The organism is Exiguobacterium sp. s59, from assembly GCF_018617475.1.
In the GTDB taxonomy this organism is placed as follows: Bacteria; Bacillota; Bacilli; order Exiguobacteriales; family Exiguobacteriaceae; genus Exiguobacterium; species Exiguobacterium aestuarii.
Window position 1 is genome coordinate 321,235 of record NZ_JACSKG010000002.1, and the last position, 17,416, is coordinate 338,650.

The following is a 17,416-nucleotide window of genomic DNA, read 5'->3' on the forward strand; positions in this document are numbered from 1 at the left end:
CGTTTCAGGTGATTTTTGTTATAGATTGATTGATTCACCGTCTTCAGGAACTAAGAGTCGATTGGCAAATTCATGCTCTTCTGCATAAGCACGTAAGTCAGCCCGTGACAAGTTCCAATGGTTCACTGCCTCCATATGGACGGCGATGATGCTGGCGTCCGGGGCAGCTTCTGCTACTTGATGCACGTCCACTTCATTCATGACGAGCGAGCCACCTTCTAGGAATTGATTGTCTCCCGCATTGACGACGATCACTTCGGGGTGATGCGTTTGAATCGTTTCAGCGACACCCTCATACCAGACTGTATCTCCTGCGACGTATAACGTTTTTTCCGTTTCATGTGTCAAGACGACACCACACACTTCACCAGTCAACGATAAGATGTCGCCTCGACCATGTTCCCCGACCGTTTTGACGAGATGAATACCTTCGAATTCGGTCGATTCCGTCAACACGCGAACGTCCGTGAATCCATCCTGTTGAATCGTGTTCTGGTCTGACTCATTTTGAACGAAGATCGGAAGCTCATTTGGAAGTACCTCTTTTGCGACTTCGTCATAGTGGTCGAGATGAAGATGGGTCAAGATGACGGCGTCAATTCCGTGTAGAAGGTCTTCAATTGAAATCGGCAATTCAACAAGTGGGTTGTGTTCATCTTGACGTGCCGAGTTTGGAAAAGGCGGATATGTGCCTTTCTTCGCAAGAAACGGGTCGATGAGAAACGTCTTCCCAGCGTATTCGAGTCGTAATGTCGCGTTTCGGATCAATTGGATGTTCATAGGTGATTCTCCTTTTTCCATGTAGTATATATGTAGTGTAGAATGTACCTGTTTTGGAATACATTACTTCATTCAAGTCTTTTCGTACAAATACTTGAATGATGAAAGGAGTGGTCGCATGGACGCAACAGATCGACATATTATTGAAGCCTTGCAACAAAATAGTCGGATGACGATGAAGGAATTAGGCGAACTCATTCACTTAACGGGGCAAGCGACAGCCACACGCGTTAAAAAGTTAGAAGACCTGGGGATCATCGAAAGATATACGATTCGAATCAACGAAGAACGAATCGGTCTGCCCATTCATGCGATGATTACAATTTACACGATGAGTACATTTCATGATCCGTACCTGCTCTTTCTTAAAGAGCATCGGCAATTCGTGAGAAATAACTACAAGGTGAGCGGGGATGGGTGCTATCTACTCGAGTGTCGCTTCCCGACGAATCAAGAACTGAATGCATTTTTAGATGGACTCAGCAAATACGTGAACTACAAACTATCACTTGTCATTCATCAAAACACCCAGTGAATCGTTGGATTCACTGGGTGTTTGTTGTTTCGTGTCTTCGACCGGCTCGGATGATAAAGCGATATTCTTCACTTTTGAAATAGGTTTCGGTGAACTCGAAGCGGCTACCATCCATGAGAAATGAATAGAGTTCGACTTTGAGTATCGGGGTTCGATCGCTCACTTCGAGCATGTCAGCGATTTCTTTTGTCGGTAAGACTGGGATAAATTCTTGAACACTGTCGGCAATCTTCAAATTTTTGACGTTTTCAATGTAATCGTACTTCGAACGTGTCATTACTTCATACGTCAAATCAGGAAACAGTTGGAGCGGAAGATATGTGTCTTCTACAATAAGTGGTTCTCCGTTCGCAAAACGTAGACGACGAATGTAGTAAACGAGGGCATCTTCATCGAGTTCAAGTATTTCCCTGATCTTTTCAGTCGGAGGTTGGACAGTGAAAGTAAGAACTTTACTCGTGACATCTTTTCCTTCCCGCTTCATGTCTTCAGTGAAGCTTTTTAATTCGTACATATTATGTTCAATCTTTTCGGATTGCACATACGTGCCGCTTCCTTGTCGTTTCCAGAGCAAACCTTCTTCTTGAAGTAGTTTGACGGCTTGTCGAACGGTGACTCGACTGGCTTTAAATTCGTCGACGAGTTGTGCTTCTGTTGGAATTGCTTCACCGGGCGCCCAATCGCCTGACTCGATAAACACGCGCATCTCCTGTGCAATCCGCTGGTATAGCGGAGATTTGGCTTTCATGTAAATAACCTCCTAATCTCATACGTTCATTACTCATAGTATACAAAAATAAAACGTTTTCAAAAAGGTGTTGACGCTTTAAATAATATGTATTAAATTTGTATTGTAATCAATTAGATATGTATTGAAAGGGGAACGCACACATGAAAAAACCACAGCGTCTCGTCGTCGTCGGTGGAGGTAGTACGTACACAATCGGCATGATCATGAGTTTGATTGAGGAAAAGGCACACTTCCCACTCCGTTCCATCACGTTTTACGATACAGATGAATTACGTCAAGAACGTGTCGCGAAAGCGAGTGAAGTCATCTTGCGTGAGCATTATCCAGAACTTGAGTCGTTCGAATACACGACGGACAAAGAATATGCCTTCAAAGATAAGGATTTCTTCTTCGTTCAGATTCGGACAGGCGGCTTGGAGATGCGCGAAAAAGATGAACAGATTCCGCTTCGTCATGGCGTGGTGGGACAAGAAACGTGTGGACCTGGCGGAATGTCGTACGGGATGCGCTCAATTGGAGATATGATTGAACTCGTCTCCGACATTCGCGCTGGCTCACCGGATGGCTGGATCTTAAACTATACAAACCCTGCTGCGATTGTCGCCGAGGCGCTCAAACGTGCGTACCCGGACGATCAAAAAATATTAAATATTTGCGACATGCCTGCAGCAATCATGGTGAGCTATGCGAAGATTCTCGGGAAAGAGATTTGGGATCTCGTACCTGAATATTTTGGACTCAACCACTTTGGTTGGTTCACAGGTATCTTTGATAAAGAAGGAAACGAATTAACGGAAGATATCAAACGTGCCATTTTGGAAGATGGCTTCATTCCAGAAGATTCAGAGATTGCGAATGATCCATCATGGATCAAGACGTTCAAACAAGTAGAGAAGATGCTGACGGATTTCCCAGAGTATTTACCTAACACGTATCTTCAATACTACTTGTACCCGTCTGATATGGCGGAAAAAGAAGACGTCACGAACACACGAGCGCGGCAGGTGATCAATGGTCGCCAAGAACGTGTCTTCTCGATGTGTGATCAAATCATCCAGGATGACTCGCTCGAGAACGTCCATCTAGAAGTCGATATCCATGGCTGCTATATGATTCGGGTCGCTGCATCGCTAGCCTATAACAACGGAGATATTTTCATCGTCATGGTGAAAAATGATGGAATCATTTCAAACTTACCAGACGATGCGATGGTTGAAGTGCCTGCGATGCTTACAAATCGTGGTCCGAAACCATTTGCGGTCGGGAAAATCCCACGTTTCTATAAGGGAATGATTGAAGGGCAGCTCGCTTATGAGCAACTTGTCGTCGACGCATACTTCGAAAACAGTTATGAGAAGGCACTTCAAGCGCTCACGCTCAATCGTACAGTCGTCGATGCACCGGTGGCTCGTCGAATCTTAGATGATTTGATTGAGGAAAACAGAACGTACTGGCCGGAATTGAAATCGGGCGAAGCAGTAGCAACGCGATAACTTGAGAGGGGAGATAATCCCCTTTCTCATTGTCTGTATTGATAACGCTTACAAGATGAGGAGTGAATCGAATGAGTCAATGGTTTGGAGTTTTTCAAAAGTTTGGGAAAGCACTCATGGTGCCCGTCGCTTTATTACCGGCTGCCGGAATTTTGCTGGGATTAGGTGCAGCACTCACAGGTCCTTTAGCAGATAGTTGGACCTTTTTACAGAACGGCACGGTGGAAGCAATCAGTGCTGGCATGTTACAAATCGGTCTAAGCATTTTTGCGAACTTACCAATCATTTTTGCCATCGGGGTTGCTGTTGGTTTGTCAGGGGGATCAGGGATTGCCGCACTTGCTGCACTCGTTGGATATGTCATTATGAATACGACAATCTCCATCTCACTTGGCATTACGGCAGAAATGGCAGCTGAGAGTGGCGAATACGGTATGTTACTCGGTATTCCTTCGCTTGAAACAGGTGTACTCGGAGGGATTGCTGTCGGGTTGCTTGCTGTATGGGTATATAAAAAGTTCCATACGTTTAATCCGCCAGAAGTGTTAGGATTCTTTGCGGGTGATCGTTCTGTCGGGATTGTGATGGTTTTCTTCTCAATCGTGCTTGGATTTGTCATGATGCTGATCTGGCCACCAATCCAGTCGGCATTGACTTCAATGGCAAATGTCATTGCAAGTGATGCGACCAATCCGGCATACGTTGGGTTATATGGGATGTTGGAGCGGTTATTGATTCCGACAGGATTACACCATATTTGGTATGCCCCGTTCCTATGGACGTCTCTTGGTGGAACAGCGACGGTGGGTGATGCGGTCGTGAATGGTGATCAGTATATTTTCCTCGCACAAATTGCTGAGGGTGTTGAAGTGACGGCAGGTCGCTTCATGTCTGGTAAATTCCCAATCATTATGTTTGGTTTACTCGGGGCGGCACTTGCGATGTATCGTCAGGCTGATCCGGACAAACGTCCTGTTGTACGAGGATTGTTGATTGCGGCAGCTGGTACAGCATTTTTAACCGGGATCACAGAACCGATTGAATTTACATTCTTATTTGTAGCACCTATCCTTTATGTCATCCATAGCGTGTTGACGGGGATTTCCTTCGCGCTCATGTATGCACTTGATACACATATCGGTTGGGCTGGAGGTTCAGGGTTGATCGATTATGTATTAGTGAACGTCTTACCGGGAACGCCACGTTGGTGGATGAATATCGTTGTCGGTATTGGATTCTTCGTCGTTTACTATAGCATCTTTACCTTCGCAATCAAGAAGTGGAACTTGGCGACACCAGGGCGTGGCGGACAAGAAGCTAAACTGTTTACACGGAAAGACTACAATGATAAAAAATCAAGTCAGTCAGCGATTCAAACGACAGCACTTGCGATTGAAAAGGCACTTGGGGGACGCGAGAACATTCGCGATATCGATGCTTGTTTCACAAGACTACGTGTTGAAGTGAGTGACGTCTCACAAATCGATGAAGACGAACTAAAAGCACTAGGAGCAGCAGGGGTCGTAAAAGTGAAGAACAACATTCAAGCAATTTTCGGAGGTCGTTCAGATCTATACAAAAATGAATTACTTCGAATCCATAAAGAAATGGATGAGGCGAATTGATCTCAGGCTCAACCTCAATGGTTGAGCCTTTTCAGTTTTTCATTCGTATAATACAGCAAGATTCTCCGCGTGCTCCTTCATCATCCCCCGCAACACCCTAGGCGCCTTCACCTCTACTTCAGCCCCAGCCTTCAACAGCTGTCTCGACAAAAATGGAAGCTCTTCCTCGGGTACGTCCCACTCATTTTTCTCCTCGATATCGGGTAATACATCTTCAAGCAAACGACGACCGAGTGGGGTGAGTTCGAGTCGAACGGTCACACCGTTTCGTTCATCATTTGCCTGTAATAAGCTCACCAAATCCTCGGACTCAAATGTCTCCTCAAGCAGTTTGACCGTTTCGATGCGATCGATTCGATATTGACGGAGTCCAAGTTCAGAGAGGCCGAAGACGTACCACTTCAAATCAAGGAGTGCCATGCCGACCGGTGCGACGGTGAACGTGCGTTGTCCTTTCGTCGTCCGATACGTCATCTCTACCTTGTTTCGACGTTCGACCGCCTGATAGATGTCTTTTGTGAACGGGGCTTTTGGAATTTGTTTGTTCCCGAGCCACAAAATGTTTCGCTCCAATCGACGAATCTTCGCCTCCAAGTCATGAGGCAACTCGTTCACGTACCAGTCGGATAGCGTACCTCGTATATCCCCGAAGGGCACGTCTGGGATGTGTTCCATCCATTTCAGCGTGAGATAGAGGGCGACCGCTTCTTGTTCGCGGAGATGGAGCGGGGGCAATAAACGATTCGGCAACATCTCATAGCCACCGCCAGTCCCTGGCACACTCCAAATCGGATAACCGAGCTCCTCGAGTGACAGCATATCCCGTTGAATTGTCCGAATGGAGGCACCTGTCTCTTGCGCCAGTTCTTCAGCGGTAACACGTCGTCCATGATTGAGCAGTCGAATCAGTTGTAAATGTCGTTTTTTCATTTTCATCATTCCCGTCATCTTTTGTCATGTTTATCAGATAAGCTGAATTTATCACGAATCAAGGAGGAAGACACGATGCCACATGTAGTGTTATATATTGCGATGAGTTTAGACGGAAAGATTGCTCGATCGAACGACCAACTCGATTGGTTGTTCGCAGTAGATGGGGAGGGGGACAACGGCTATGCCGAATTTTTCAAAACGACTGGTGCTGTCATCATGGGACGAAAAACATATGAAGAAGTCCTTCAATTGTCAGAGGAGTACCCATATCCAAACATGCCGAACTATATTATGACGCGGAACCCGGACCGTGAGGCGGAGCATGTCACCTTTACGGACGAACCGATTGAAAAATTGATTCATCGGTTGAAAGAAGAAATCGATCAAGACATCTGGCTCATCGGTGGCGGGGAAGTCATCAAAGCGGCGATGGAACAAGATCTCGTTGATCGTTACGAGATTGCGATTGCGCCGGTCGTCCTCGGTGAAGGGGTCCCGCTCTTCCCAGAAGGCACGAAAGAGACGAAACTTCGGCTGACAGGTCAGCGCGCATCTGGCCAATTTGTGATGGTGACATATGAACGGTAAGTGAGGATCGAGTCCACATGTGGGCTCGATTTTTTGTGGTCACATTCATGTCTTGATATCTCATTTACTTCTATAAGAAAAATATTCTTTTAATTTAACTATATGGTGATTAAAATGTTAGTAAATGGTTTGAATTGGATATATGAAGAGAGTAGCACGAACATCACGCATGCTGAGAGGATCCAATTATGTTCATTAGCTTAATCGCAAATTCATGTATATCGTTTACTGGTATTTATTTCATTTCGAAAATCTTGAACCTTGATACGAAATACGAACACGTTCAAAACATTTTAATTGGCGTGCTATCAGGGCTCCTAGGAATTTTTCTCATCACACAAGGTGTCGTGTTTGATGATGTTGTAAAAATTGATTTTCGATTTCTTGTCCTCATTCTACTCGGCTTTTATCGGTTAGTATCCCCACTGATTATCGCGGCGACCATCATTTCAATCTATCGATTTAGTTACGGAATTGATTTTCCGTCTATCGTAGCATGTATCGCCATTTTCACAATTGTCATTGGGATCATTTTGACGTACAACATAGTCAGTTTAGAGAAGCGACTTTACCAGTTCGGTCTCACGTTGAACGTGTTGACGTGTCTCATCGCATGGGGAGCAATCTATATCAGTGGAGGGTTGAACGAATATGCTGCGACTGCCGCTTCATTAGTCGCCATCATCAGTTTCCCAGTCGGGTTATTGATCACCGTTTTGAACATTGACCTGTACCTCATCCATCATCGCGTGAAAGAGTATAAAATATCAGCGGAAACCGACCATTTGACGGGACTTGCAAACCGTAGAGCGTGGGAAATGCAGATGAAAAAGGTCAAAGAGCATTATGCGACGTGTAACGTGCTCATCATCGATATCGACTACTTCAAACAAATCAACGACCAATATGGTCACGCGAACGGGGATGAGATTTTGAAGCAGTTCGCAGAATTGTTGCATCGTGAAACGAGGGACCATGATATTAAAGCTCGAATAGGCGGGGAAGAGTTTGGCATTTTAATCCCGATGCTTTCTCAAGTCGAAGTAATCAAAGTGGCGGAGCGAATTCGGAGTAGCATATCCAAACATGAGTTCGAGTTACTCGATCAACAAAAGATTCATATCTCCGTTTCTATCGGAATTGCGAACGGAAAGAGCGAGCACCTTCGTGAAATGGTTCATTTGGCAGATGACTGCTTATACCAAGCGAAGAACAGTGGGAGAAATCGAACGTATATCCATGAAAATGTAGAATACGTTCAATGAGAAAGCGCATCAGGCATCCCGATGCGCTTTCTTTATGTGAAAAACTGTAGACCACAAGATGGCCTACAGTCATGGAGTTGTATGTTCGTCAGCATGCGGTTCCCACGCATCCAAAAAGTTATGGGGCGGGTGAACGCCCTCGAGCGTCCGAAATTCGTAATCTCGCTCTTTCGCATAGCGGATGATTGTATCGAGTGCTTCTGGCGTCATCGAATGATCGTGCGCCAAGATGATGGAGGCAATATTCGCCACGCGATTCGCCTCGAGACGATTGAACACGCGTTGCTCTACGCTGGCGTTGTCCTTCTTATAGATATGATCGAGACTACCGACATTCCAGTCCCAAATCGCAAAACCGGCTTCATCCATCGCTTGCCAATGCGCAGGCGTCATACCTGCATCACTGCCGTAAATCGTCCGAGCCATATTCGTATGAATGCCAGTCACGTCATAAATGAGACGTTGTACGTCCTTCATTTGACGGACGGCCGTCATCGGTGAAGCATAAAACTCCTCGCGTTCGTGTGTCATCCCGTGTAAGGCGATGAGATGACCTTCGGCGACGATGCGTCGAATAAGATGCTCATTCCCTTTGATATTCTTTCCGAGAATGAAAAAGGTGACCTTCACTTGATGTTTCTTCAAGACATCAAGCAGTTTTCCCGTCTTCCAGTTTGGTCCATCATCAAGTGTTAAATAGATGAGGCTCGGGTCGTTATACGCTTTCGGTTCCGGGATTGCCGCCTGTGACAAAGTACCAATCAACAAAAGAATAGACATGAGTAATAGAACGCGTTTCTTCATTCCAACAATAGCTCCCTCGAGTCAAAAAACAAGTGACATATGACACATACCTTATCACATATCCGAGACATCGAGACGATAAATTTGTTCGTCGAGTTCTGTCGTGAAATAGGTGAAATTCAATTTCTTCAATAGCGCGATGGACGCCTCGTTCGTCTCAAGGACGCCGGCCTTGAACACTTCCGCACCTTGGTCGGTCAAGTAACGAATTAATCCCGACATCACCTCGAACGCATAACCTTGGCGAGCGCGTGCGGGTGTGATGGTATAGCCAATCCAATACGTCGTACCTTCTTGGTGGATATACACGTCCCCAATCAACTCATCCGTCGATTGGTCGATGATGGCGAGTTGCATGCCGTGTTGAAGTGATTGTTCGCTGAGTAGGGCGTCCTCGTACTCGGTATAGCTAAGACCTTTGAACGATTGATGCTTCATCCAGTCTAAGTCGTTCCGATACGCCATGAACGGTTCGATGTCATGTCGTTCGAACGGTCGAATGAGGCAGCGGGTCGTCGTGAATGTCATCGTGAACCCCTCCTGTATCCTCTTAGTGTACCGTGGATGATCAACAGGGGATAGTCATAGAAAAGCCCCTCAATCCTAAGATTGAAGGGCGTGTTGTCAGTTCGTGACCGACGGTGCTTTATAGTGCTGGACGAGCTTGGTAAACATAAAAGTATGGTCTTCTCAAGAAGCTCCCCCTTCAATTTGCGAAGCAAATAAGTGGCGAGTAGTTCACTAGCTTATATGACATTTACGAAAAACGTTATCACGACAAATGATAGACCAAGCAAGATGAATGCGTATCCTAAGACTTTTGGTCTGAAAAAAGATAGAAAAAAACTGAACAGGATTTCAGTTCCGTCTGTCGGTGATCCGGTCTCTTTAGACTTCGTCTGATCTTTTGACCTAATGAGCAATACGCCAAAGAAGAAAAAGGGGATTGCCGCAATCAAAGAATCAAGGATGTTACTCATTCGATTTTACCTCGTCTTTCATCATCTAGAATGGATTTCTAATCATGAAAAGTATAACATCTCTTTCGCTCTAAGAATCTAACCTAGAAAAAAGATTAATTGTGTGGATCAATAAACAAGGCCGAGTTCGCGATGAACTCGGCCTCTTCTTATACATGCTTCCGCTGAAACGCAGAAATCGCTTCATATTCTTCCGACAGGTGACGCGACAGACGAATGTAGATCGGCAAGAGCTCCCGATAGACGTTCGTCGCCTCCATATTTGGCGTATGCTCGTGGGTCACTTGCGGCACTTCTTGGAACTCCTCGATATCCCCAAATGCGTACTCTCCGAGCATGACGGCTCCGAGGCATGAACTCTCGTGACTTTCCGGCACGACGACCGGTGTGTCGAAGATATCCGCCATCATCTGGCGCCAGAGACTCGACTGGGCGAATCCACCTGTCGCATGGATGCGGTTCGGTGCACCCGTCAACTCGTCGAGCGCGAGCATGACCGTATAGAGGTTAAAGATGACACCTTCCAACACGGCACGGATGAAGTGCTCCCGTTTATGGTGAATGCTGAGACCGAAGAACGAACCGCGGGCGTTCGAATCCCAGAGCGGAGCGCGTTCACCCATCAAATACGGATGGAACAACAGCCCGTCGGCACCCGGCTTGACCGTCTCGGCGATTCGCGTCAACACATCGTACGCGTCGATGCCGAGGCGTTTCGCCGTTTCGACCTCACTTGCTGCGAACTCGTCGCGGAGCCAGCGGAGAATGATGCCGCCGTTATTGACCGGTCCACCGATCACCCAATGCTTATCCGTCAGCGCATAACAGAAGATGCGACCTTTCGGATCTTCGACCGGTTCTGAGACGACCGTCCGGATGGCGCCACTTGTTCCAATCGTCACGGCGACGACCCCTTGTTCGAAGGCACCGACCCCGAGGTTCGACAGCACGCCGTCGCTTGCCCCGATGACGAGCGGGAAGTCCCAGCCGAGCGTCTCGGTCACGTCAGGCGTCACCTGCAAGATTTCCGTCGTCGGAACGAGTTCAGATAAACGCTCTGGTGTCACACCGGCAACCTCAAGTGCTTCCGCGTCCCAATCCCGTTGTTTCAAATTGAACAGTCCCGTCGCCGAGGCGATGGAATGGTCGACGACGAAGCGTCCCGTCAACCGATAGAAGACATACTCTTTGATAGAGACAAACTTGGCAGTCTGTTCAAAGACGTCAGGATGCTCCGATTTCAACCAGCGTAGCTTCGACAGCGGTGCCATCGGATGGACCGGGGTGCCGGTGCGCATATGGAGGGCGCTCGCGTCAAAGTCGCGTTTGATTTCTTGCGTATACGGGTTCGCCCGACTGTCGGCCCACGTGATGCTGTTCGTGAGCGGACGTCCTGACGCATCGAGCGCGATCAAGCTGTGCATCGCCGAACTGAACGATGCGAAGCGAATCGGACCGTCCGCTTTGGCACGGACCGCCGAAACAGCTTCAAGCACGGCCCCATAGATGACGACCGGGTCTTGTTCGGCCGTCTCCGTATCGGGCGTGAGAAGCGGATACAACACGTTATGTACCGCCAGTTGTTGATGACCGTTGAACAGGACGGCTTTCGTACTCGTCGTCCCGATATCGACCCCAATCGTAAACACACAATCACTTCCTAACTTAGATAATGAATAGGCTAATCAAGAACACGACGGCGAAGCCGGTGAGTCCGATAATCGTTTCCATGATCGTCCATGACTTGAGCGTATCTTTCACGTCGAGACCGAAGTAACGGTTGACGAGCCAGAAGCCTGAGTCGTTGACGTGCGAGAGGACTGTCGCCCCTGAGGCGATGGCGATGACGATCAAACCGAGCGCCGCGCCCGTGATATTTTGAATTTCAAGTAGTGGTGTGATGAGTCCGGCTGCTGTGACCATCGAGACGGTTGCCGACCCTTGGGCGACACGAACGACCGTCGCAATCAAGAAGGCGAGGACAATCGCCGGAAGTGGTGAACCGGCCATCATTTCACCGAGGACGTCACCGACACCTGAGTCGATGAGCACTTGTTTGAACACACCACCGGCCCCTGTGACGAGGATAATGATCCCGGCTGGCTCGAGAGCTTTCGTTGCAATCTCTTGGACTTCGTCACGTGAATATCCACGACGTGTGCCGAGGAAGACGAACGTGAGAAGCGTCGCAATCGTCAAGGCCACGAATGGATGTCCGAGGAACGTCAAGAAGTCACGGACGGCGTTGCCTTCATCTAAGAGAACCGCCGAGAGCGTGTTCGCTAAGATCAACACGAGCGGGATCAAGATGAGCGATAAGATCATTTTGAAGCTCGGCAATTCTTTCGATGTATCGATTTCTTTGAATTCCATGTAGTCCGGAATCGTCACATGGATCTTCTTAGCAATATACTTCCCAAAAATAGGGCCGGCTAAAATCATCGACGGAATCCCGGCGAGGACACCGAACAAGATGACCCAACCGAGGTCGGCACCGATCAAGTTCGCAACGGCGATCGGACCAGGTGTCGGTGGGATGAAACTGTGTGTGACCGCGAGACCCGCAAGGAGCGGAATCCCATAGTAGAGAAGCGAACGTCCCGTCTTTTTGGCGAGACCGTATACGATTGGGACGAGAATGATGAAACCGACATCGAAGAAGACCGGGACAGCGACGATGAACCCGGTGATGCCGAGCGCCCATTGTGCCTTATCTTCTCCGAACTTACTGACAAGCGTCTGGGCGAGGCGTTCCGCGCCACCTGACACTTCAAGCATCTTCCCGAACATCGCGCCGAGACCGACGACGACGGCGACGAAGCCGAGCGTTCCACCCATCCCGTTCTGGATGGAGGCGATGACGTCTCCGAGCGGCATGCCGGCTGCGACCCCGACGATTAAGCTGACAAGTAACAACGAAACGAATGCGTGAAGCTTCGTCCGGATGACTAAAAATAAGAGCAAGAAGATCCCGGCTAAGGCGATCAAAATAAGTGTTGAGCCAGACATTGAGTTTTCCCCCTAAATTCCGAATATGTAACCGTTTACAGTTTTTAACAAAGGAAAAGGCCATTTCCCCGTGACCTTTTCCGCATTTCTTACTTCTTGACGACCGCGTGACCACCGAACTCGTTGCGGAGCGCGGCGACGACCTTGCCTGAGAACGTGTCGTCTTCGAGTGAGCGATAGCGCATCATGAGCGACAAGGCGATGACCGGTGCAGCTGCCTGAAGGTCGAGCGCTGTCTCAATCGTCCACTTGCCTTCACCTGACGAGTGCATGACCCCTCGAATCTCATCAAGCTTCGCATCTTTCTTGAAGGCGTTCTCCGTGAGCTCCATGAGCCAAGAGCGGACGACCGACCCGTGGTTCCAGACGCGTGCGACTTGTTCGTAGTCATAATCGAATGGGCTCTTCTCCAAGATGTCGAATCCTTCCGCGATCGCCTGCATCATCCCGTACTCGATCCCGTTATGAATCATCTTCAAGAAGTGACCGCTTCCGGCAGGTCCCGTATATAGGTAACCGTTCTCGACAGACAAGTCTTTGAAGATCGGCTCGATGGTCGGCCACGCGTCTGCGTCACCCCCGACCATCGTACAAGCACCGTTCCGTGCCCCGTCCGTCCCGCCGCTCGTGCCGCAGTCGAAGAACTTGATGTCTTTCTCAGCGAACTGCTCGGCGCGTGCGACCGACAGTTTGTAGTTCGAGTTGCCGCCATCGATGACGATGTCACCTGGTTCGAGTCGCTCATACAATTCGGCGAGCACCGTTTCCGTGACGTCACCGGCAGGGACCATCGCCCAGATGACGCGTGGCGTCGATAACTTGTTCACGACATCTTCGAGTGTCGGCACGATTGTGAATGCGTCCGATGTGACGTGCCCGACATCCGTTCCGACGACTGTGTGTCCGTGGTCACTCAAGTTGAGCGCCAAGTTGTAGCCCATCTTTCCTAATCCAATCAAACCAATTTCCATATTGTCACCCCTGAAAAAGAATTTTTTTCCGTCTCTGCATTCATCATATCAAAATAAATTCGATTTACAAGTCGAATCGCGGAATTTTTTTCTTTTTTATACATAAAAAATTCGACCCCCGAGGTGGAGGTCGAACGCATCAGCTTGAAGATGCCTTTTTGAATTGCTGGAAGAAGACTTCGATCTCTTCCGCCGGCAATGGGCGATTGTAATAATACCCTTGCGCCTGGTTGCACGATTCGGCTTTTAAGAAAGCGACTTGATTCTCCGTTTCGACACCTTCCGCGATGACGTTTAAATCGAGCTCGTGCGCCATGCGGATGATTGTTTTGACGAGGGCCGCGTCTTTTTCGTCGCTCTCAATATTTTTCGTGAAGTGCTGGTCGATCTTCAGCGTGTCGATCGGGAACAGCTTCAAGTAGCTGAGCGACGAATATCCGGTCCCGAAGTCGTCGATAGACAAGTGGACACCGAGGGCGACAAGCTCATGCATCGTCTCGATGGCGCGGTCCGCACTCTGGATGACGCTCTCGGTCAACTCGAGTTCTAAGTACTGTGCCTCGAGACCAGACGCATCGAGCGCACGACTGACGACTTCCGGTAAATCTTTTTGGGCGAACTGGATGGCCGAGATGTTGACGGCGACCCGGAACGGGGGAATGCCTGCATCTTGCCACGCTTTGTTTTGACGACATGCTTCATTCAGGACGAACTCGCCGAGGCGGTGGATGCTTCCCGTCTCTTCGGCGATTGGAATGAATTCACCAGGCGAAACCATCCCGAGTTCCGGGTGCTGCCAGCGTACGAGCGCCTCCATGCCAATCACCATTTCCGACTCTAGTTGAATCTGTGGTTGATAGTGGACCGTGAATTCGCCACGTCCGATACCTTTACGGAGTGCCATCGACAAGTTTGAGCGACGAGACACGGACTCGTTCAATTCGTTCGTGAAGAACTGATAGCCGTTCTTTCCGTCAGCCTTCGCCCGATACATGGCGATGTCGGCGTTCTTGATCAACTCCTCGGCCGTATCCCCATCGGATGGATAGAGACTGATGCCGATCGAGGCGCCGGTGAACACTTCCTCGTTCTCGAGTTCGAACGGGGGATGGAGGACATTGATCAGTTCTTGTGCGCGATGGGCTGCCAAGTTACTTTTCGTAAGGGGCGACAAGATGATGAATTCATCTCCACCGAGACGGGCGAGCGTGTCCGACTTTTGAATCTTCGATTGGATCCGGGTCGTCACCTGTTTTAAGAACTGATCGCCAATCGAGTGACCGAAGCGGTCGTTGATCACTTTGAAGTTGTCTAAGTCGATATAGTACAACGCGAACGGGTCTTGCTGGGACTGACCGAGTAGGGCATCGAGTCGGTCGCTGAACAGACGACGGTTCGGTAGACCTGTAAGTGGGTCCAAATAGACGAGATCGTTGATTTGCGCCTCGATTCGTTTCCGTTCACTAATGTCACGGATGATGCTACTGAAGAAGATCCCCTTGTCCGTCTTCCACGTCCCGAGCGACATTTCAATCGGGACTTCGACACCGTCTTTCCGTAAGCCGATGAGTTCCACCGTCTGACCGATGACGCGTTTCTCACCCGTCGTTTCATAACGTTGCATCCCACGTTCATGGGCGTCCCGGAACCGTTCCGGGATAATCGTGACAATCGACTGACCAATCATCTCCTCGTGTGTATATCCGAACAAATCGGTCGCCCCTTGATTCCATTGAAGGATGACGCGGGTATGGTCGGCGACGATGATCGCATCCGATGCAGACTCGATGATGGATTCGAACTTCATCTCGAGCTCTTCGGATTGTGCCTCGAGCTGTGATGCCGTTCGGAGTGAGATGTACATAATTACGAACAAGGTCATGACGCTCGCTGCGATGACGTAGGCGAGAAGGGTGCTATCGACCGCGTAGCCACTCATCGGTTTGACGACTCCTTCTGTCGGCGTGAAACGGGCAGCGCCCATCCCGACGTAGTGCATGCCGGAGACGGCGACACCGATCAAGACCGAACTGGCGAGACGACGCCAATGAAACCGTGAGACGTTCGGGATATAGAAGAGGATATACAATCCAACGAGCGATGCGACATAAGCAACGAGGGCAGAAGCGACCCACATGACCGGGTCATACGTGAGAATGGCGTTCATCTGCATCGCTTCCATGCCGATATAATGCATCGAGACGACCCCGACACTGATCAAAAAGGCACAAAAAACAAGTTGAGTCGGTCGTGTCTCAGGATGACTGATAATCCAAAAGGCGAGACCAGAAGCGACGACTGCCGGCACGATCGACAATAAGACGATGCCGAGGTGATACGTCACGTCGTCGTTTAGATGGAACGCCAACATGCCGATAAAGTGCATCGCCCAAATCCCGAGCCCGAGGCTGAAAGCGCCGGCTACGATCCAACTGAATCGTGAGGCATATCTCGCATATTTTAAACGACTGCTAATATCGAGGGCGACACCGGCAGCAAAAATGGCGACAGCGATGGAAAGAATGACGAGTGGTAAGTTGTAAGAGCTACTGAGGTGATGTTCGATTCGAAACAGTCCTTTCGATTTCAAATGGTACAAAGAGTGAACTAGTCAAAAAGTGCTTCATTAGAGTAGCACATCAAACAATCCCACTTCTTGTCTCCTTTTGTAAGGTGGGTCAATCTTTTGAGCGAATCACACATTGCGGAATTTTTTTCGAAACGGTATCGTTAAGTGAAGAAGAGAAAGGGTGATTCTTGATGGAAACGATGAACGGGACGGCCCGCATCCGTGGGGCCTATTCGACACTGAGTAAGAAAGAGCAACGCATTGCCGACTACATTTTAAAACAACCAGAACAAATCATTCATCATACGATCAATCAAGTGGCAGACGACCTCGATGTCGCCGAATCGACGGTGTTCCGCTTTTGTCAGCGCGTCGGATTCAAAGGATATCAGGCGTTAAAGATTGCACTCGCCTCGGATGTCGTCGCACCGCTTCAAGACATCCATGAAGACATCACGGAGACGGACACGGCGCTCGAGATTGCGGAGAAAATTTTTTCGACGAACGGGAAGACGATTGAGTCGACCCGTCAGATTTTAGAAGGGGCTTCTCTTGAGAAGGCGATCGAATTGTTCCTCGGGGCACGTCGTATCGAATTTTTCGGAAGTGGGGGCTCGGCTGTCGTCGCACTCGATGCGTATCATAAGTTTGTTCGGAGCGGGCTTCAGGTGAGCGCGATTCTCGAGTCGCACATGCAGCTCATGTCGGCCTCGCAGTTGACGACAGAGGACGTCGCCGTCGTCATCTCGCACTCGGGTGCCTCGAAAGAGACGCTCGATATCGCAAAACTCCTAAAAGAGAAAGGTGTCCCGATGGTTGCCATCACGAACTATGCGAAGTCGCCCCTCTCGAAAATTGCGGACGTTTCCCTCTATACCGTGTCCCAAGAGACGGCGTTTCGTTCAGAGGCGCTCGCTTCCCGAATCGCTGAGCTCAGCTTGATTGATGCCTTGTTTACAGCTGTCATGATGCGGCGTGGGGAAGCGGCACGGATGTCTCTCCAACAGATGCGTGAGGCGATTTCAATGCGCCGAATCTAAAGAAAACAGGGTTAACTTCTACAAAAAGGTGGAAATTATAAACCCTGAGGACAACGCGAGGCTTAGAGAGAGA

The 17,416-nt window shown here is 49.0% G+C and carries 15 protein-coding genes; 6 read left to right on the forward strand and 9 right to left on the reverse strand.

What is annotated here, in order from left to right; translation table 11 throughout:
• Positions 1-18: 18 nt before the first annotated feature.
• Complete coding sequence (locus KNO91_RS05040; protein ID WP_214816565.1) at positions 19-780, reverse strand: MBL fold metallo-hydrolase; 762 nt, start codon at positions 778-780, stop codon at positions 19-21.
• A 118-nt stretch (positions 781-898) separates the two neighbouring features.
• On the opposite strand from KNO91_RS05040, the gene KNO91_RS05045 reads away from it, so the two are divergent.
• Positions 899-1,315, forward strand: coding sequence for an Lrp/AsnC family transcriptional regulator (locus KNO91_RS05045; RefSeq protein WP_214816567.1), 417 nt, complete (start codon positions 899-901; stop codon positions 1,313-1,315).
• Positions 1,316-1,325: 10 nt separating this feature from the next.
• Here KNO91_RS05045 and KNO91_RS05050 read toward each other — a convergent pair whose 3' ends face one another.
• A complete protein-coding gene (locus tag KNO91_RS05050) occupies positions 1,326-2,063 on the reverse strand; it encodes a GntR family transcriptional regulator (protein ID WP_214816569.1) in 738 nt (245 codons plus the stop codon).
• A gap of 143 nt (positions 2,064-2,206) precedes the next feature.
• Between KNO91_RS05050 and KNO91_RS05055 the strand changes: the two genes are divergently transcribed.
• On the forward strand, positions 2,207-3,559 hold the full coding sequence (locus tag KNO91_RS05055; protein ID WP_214816571.1) for a 6-phospho-alpha-glucosidase: 1,353 nt from the start codon (positions 2,207-2,209) through the stop codon (positions 3,557-3,559).
• A 71-nt stretch (positions 3,560-3,630) separates the two neighbouring features.
• Positions 3,631-5,184, forward strand: coding sequence for a PTS transporter subunit EIIC (locus KNO91_RS05060; RefSeq protein ID WP_214816573.1), 1,554 nt, complete (start codon positions 3,631-3,633; stop codon positions 5,182-5,184).
• Positions 5,185-5,223: 39 nt separating this feature from the next.
• Here the strand turns inward: KNO91_RS05060 and KNO91_RS05065 are convergent, their stop codons facing one another.
• On the reverse strand, positions 5,224-6,114 hold the full coding sequence (locus KNO91_RS05065) for a helix-turn-helix transcriptional regulator (protein ID WP_214816576.1): 891 nt from the start codon (positions 6,112-6,114) through the stop codon (positions 5,224-5,226).
• Positions 6,115-6,189: 75 nt separating this feature from the next.
• Between KNO91_RS05065 and KNO91_RS05070 the strand changes: the two genes are divergently transcribed.
• Together KNO91_RS05070 and KNO91_RS05075 are read left to right on the forward strand one after the other, a co-directional pair.
• Positions 6,190-6,705, forward strand: coding sequence for a dihydrofolate reductase family protein (locus KNO91_RS05070; protein WP_214816579.1), 516 nt, complete (start codon positions 6,190-6,192; stop codon positions 6,703-6,705).
• Positions 6,706-6,893: 188 nt separating this feature from the next.
• Positions 6,894-7,970: a GGDEF domain-containing protein gene (locus KNO91_RS05075; protein ID WP_214816582.1), complete on the forward strand. Its 1,077-nt coding sequence runs from the start codon at positions 6,894-6,896 to the stop codon at positions 7,968-7,970.
• A gap of 69 nt (positions 7,971-8,039) precedes the next feature.
• On the opposite strand, the gene KNO91_RS05080 is transcribed toward KNO91_RS05075, so the two are convergent.
• From KNO91_RS05080 to KNO91_RS05105, 6 genes are all read right to left on the reverse strand, one after another.
• Positions 8,040-8,774: a polysaccharide deacetylase family protein gene (locus tag KNO91_RS05080; protein ID WP_214816585.1), complete on the reverse strand. Its 735-nt coding sequence runs from the start codon at positions 8,772-8,774 to the stop codon at positions 8,040-8,042.
• A 54-nt stretch (positions 8,775-8,828) separates the two neighbouring features.
• On the reverse strand, positions 8,829-9,302 hold the full coding sequence (locus KNO91_RS05085; RefSeq protein ID WP_214816588.1) for a GNAT family N-acetyltransferase: 474 nt from the start codon (positions 9,300-9,302) through the stop codon (positions 8,829-8,831).
• Between the two features lie 601 nt (positions 9,303-9,903).
• A complete protein-coding gene (gene gntK, locus KNO91_RS05090; protein WP_214816591.1) occupies positions 9,904-11,403 on the reverse strand; it encodes a gluconokinase in 1,500 nt (499 codons plus the stop codon).
• A gap of 16 nt (positions 11,404-11,419) precedes the next feature.
• Positions 11,420-12,763 (reverse strand): GntT/GntP/DsdX family permease, encoded by a 1,344-nt coding sequence (locus tag KNO91_RS05095; RefSeq protein ID WP_214786398.1) that lies wholly within the window; start codon positions 12,761-12,763, stop codon positions 11,420-11,422.
• An 89-nt stretch (positions 12,764-12,852) separates the two neighbouring features.
• On the reverse strand, positions 12,853-13,734 hold the full coding sequence (gnd, locus tag KNO91_RS05100; protein ID WP_214816594.1) for a phosphogluconate dehydrogenase (NAD(+)-dependent, decarboxylating): 882 nt from the start codon (positions 13,732-13,734) through the stop codon (positions 12,853-12,855).
• 139 nt (positions 13,735-13,873) lie between these two features.
• Positions 13,874-16,324, reverse strand: coding sequence for a bifunctional diguanylate cyclase/phosphodiesterase (locus KNO91_RS05105; RefSeq protein WP_371816637.1), 2,451 nt, complete (start codon positions 16,322-16,324; stop codon positions 13,874-13,876).
• 170 nt (positions 16,325-16,494) lie between these two features.
• On the opposite strand from KNO91_RS05105, the gene KNO91_RS05110 reads away from it, so the two are divergent.
• Entirely contained in the window at positions 16,495-17,343 is an 849-nt protein-coding gene (locus KNO91_RS05110; RefSeq protein ID WP_214816599.1) for a MurR/RpiR family transcriptional regulator, read from the forward strand.
• Positions 17,344-17,416 lie beyond the last annotated feature (73 nt).

Excerpts from the sequence above, each read along its gene's own strand:
- KNO91_RS05080 (WP_214816585.1), bottom strand. The coding sequence starts at position 8,774 with ATGAAGAAACGCGTTCTATTACTCATGTCTATTCTTTTGTTGATTGGT.
- KNO91_RS05095 (WP_214786398.1), bottom strand. The coding sequence starts at position 12,763 with ATGTCTGGCTCAACACTTATTTTGATCGCCTTAGCCGGGATCTTCTTG.
- KNO91_RS05055 (WP_214816571.1), top strand. The coding sequence starts at position 2,207 with ATGAAAAAACCACAGCGTCTCGTCGTCGTCGGTGGAGGTAGTACGTAC.
- KNO91_RS05070 (WP_214816579.1), top strand. The coding sequence starts at position 6,190 with ATGCCACATGTAGTGTTATATATTGCGATGAGTTTAGACGGAAAGATT.
- KNO91_RS05110 (WP_214816599.1), top strand. The coding sequence starts at position 16,495 with ATGGAAACGATGAACGGGACGGCCCGCATCCGTGGGGCCTATTCGACA.
- KNO91_RS05060 (WP_214816573.1), top strand. The coding sequence starts at position 3,631 with ATGAGTCAATGGTTTGGAGTTTTTCAAAAGTTTGGGAAAGCACTCATG.
- gnd (WP_214816594.1), bottom strand. The coding sequence starts at position 13,734 with ATGGAAATTGGTTTGATTGGATTAGGAAAGATGGGCTACAACTTGGCG.
- KNO91_RS05050 (WP_214816569.1), bottom strand. The coding sequence starts at position 2,063 with ATGAAAGCCAAATCTCCGCTATACCAGCGGATTGCACAGGAGATGCGC.
- KNO91_RS05065 (WP_214816576.1), bottom strand. The coding sequence starts at position 6,114 with ATGAAAAAACGACATTTACAACTGATTCGACTGCTCAATCATGGACGA.
- KNO91_RS05040 (WP_214816565.1), bottom strand. The coding sequence starts at position 780 with ATGAACATCCAATTGATCCGAAACGCGACATTACGACTCGAATACGCT.
- KNO91_RS05045 (WP_214816567.1), top strand. The coding sequence starts at position 899 with ATGGACGCAACAGATCGACATATTATTGAAGCCTTGCAACAAAATAGT.
- KNO91_RS05075 (WP_214816582.1), top strand. The coding sequence starts at position 6,894 with ATGTTCATTAGCTTAATCGCAAATTCATGTATATCGTTTACTGGTATT.
- KNO91_RS05085 (WP_214816588.1), bottom strand. The coding sequence starts at position 9,302 with ATGACATTCACGACGACCCGCTGCCTCATTCGACCGTTCGAACGACAT.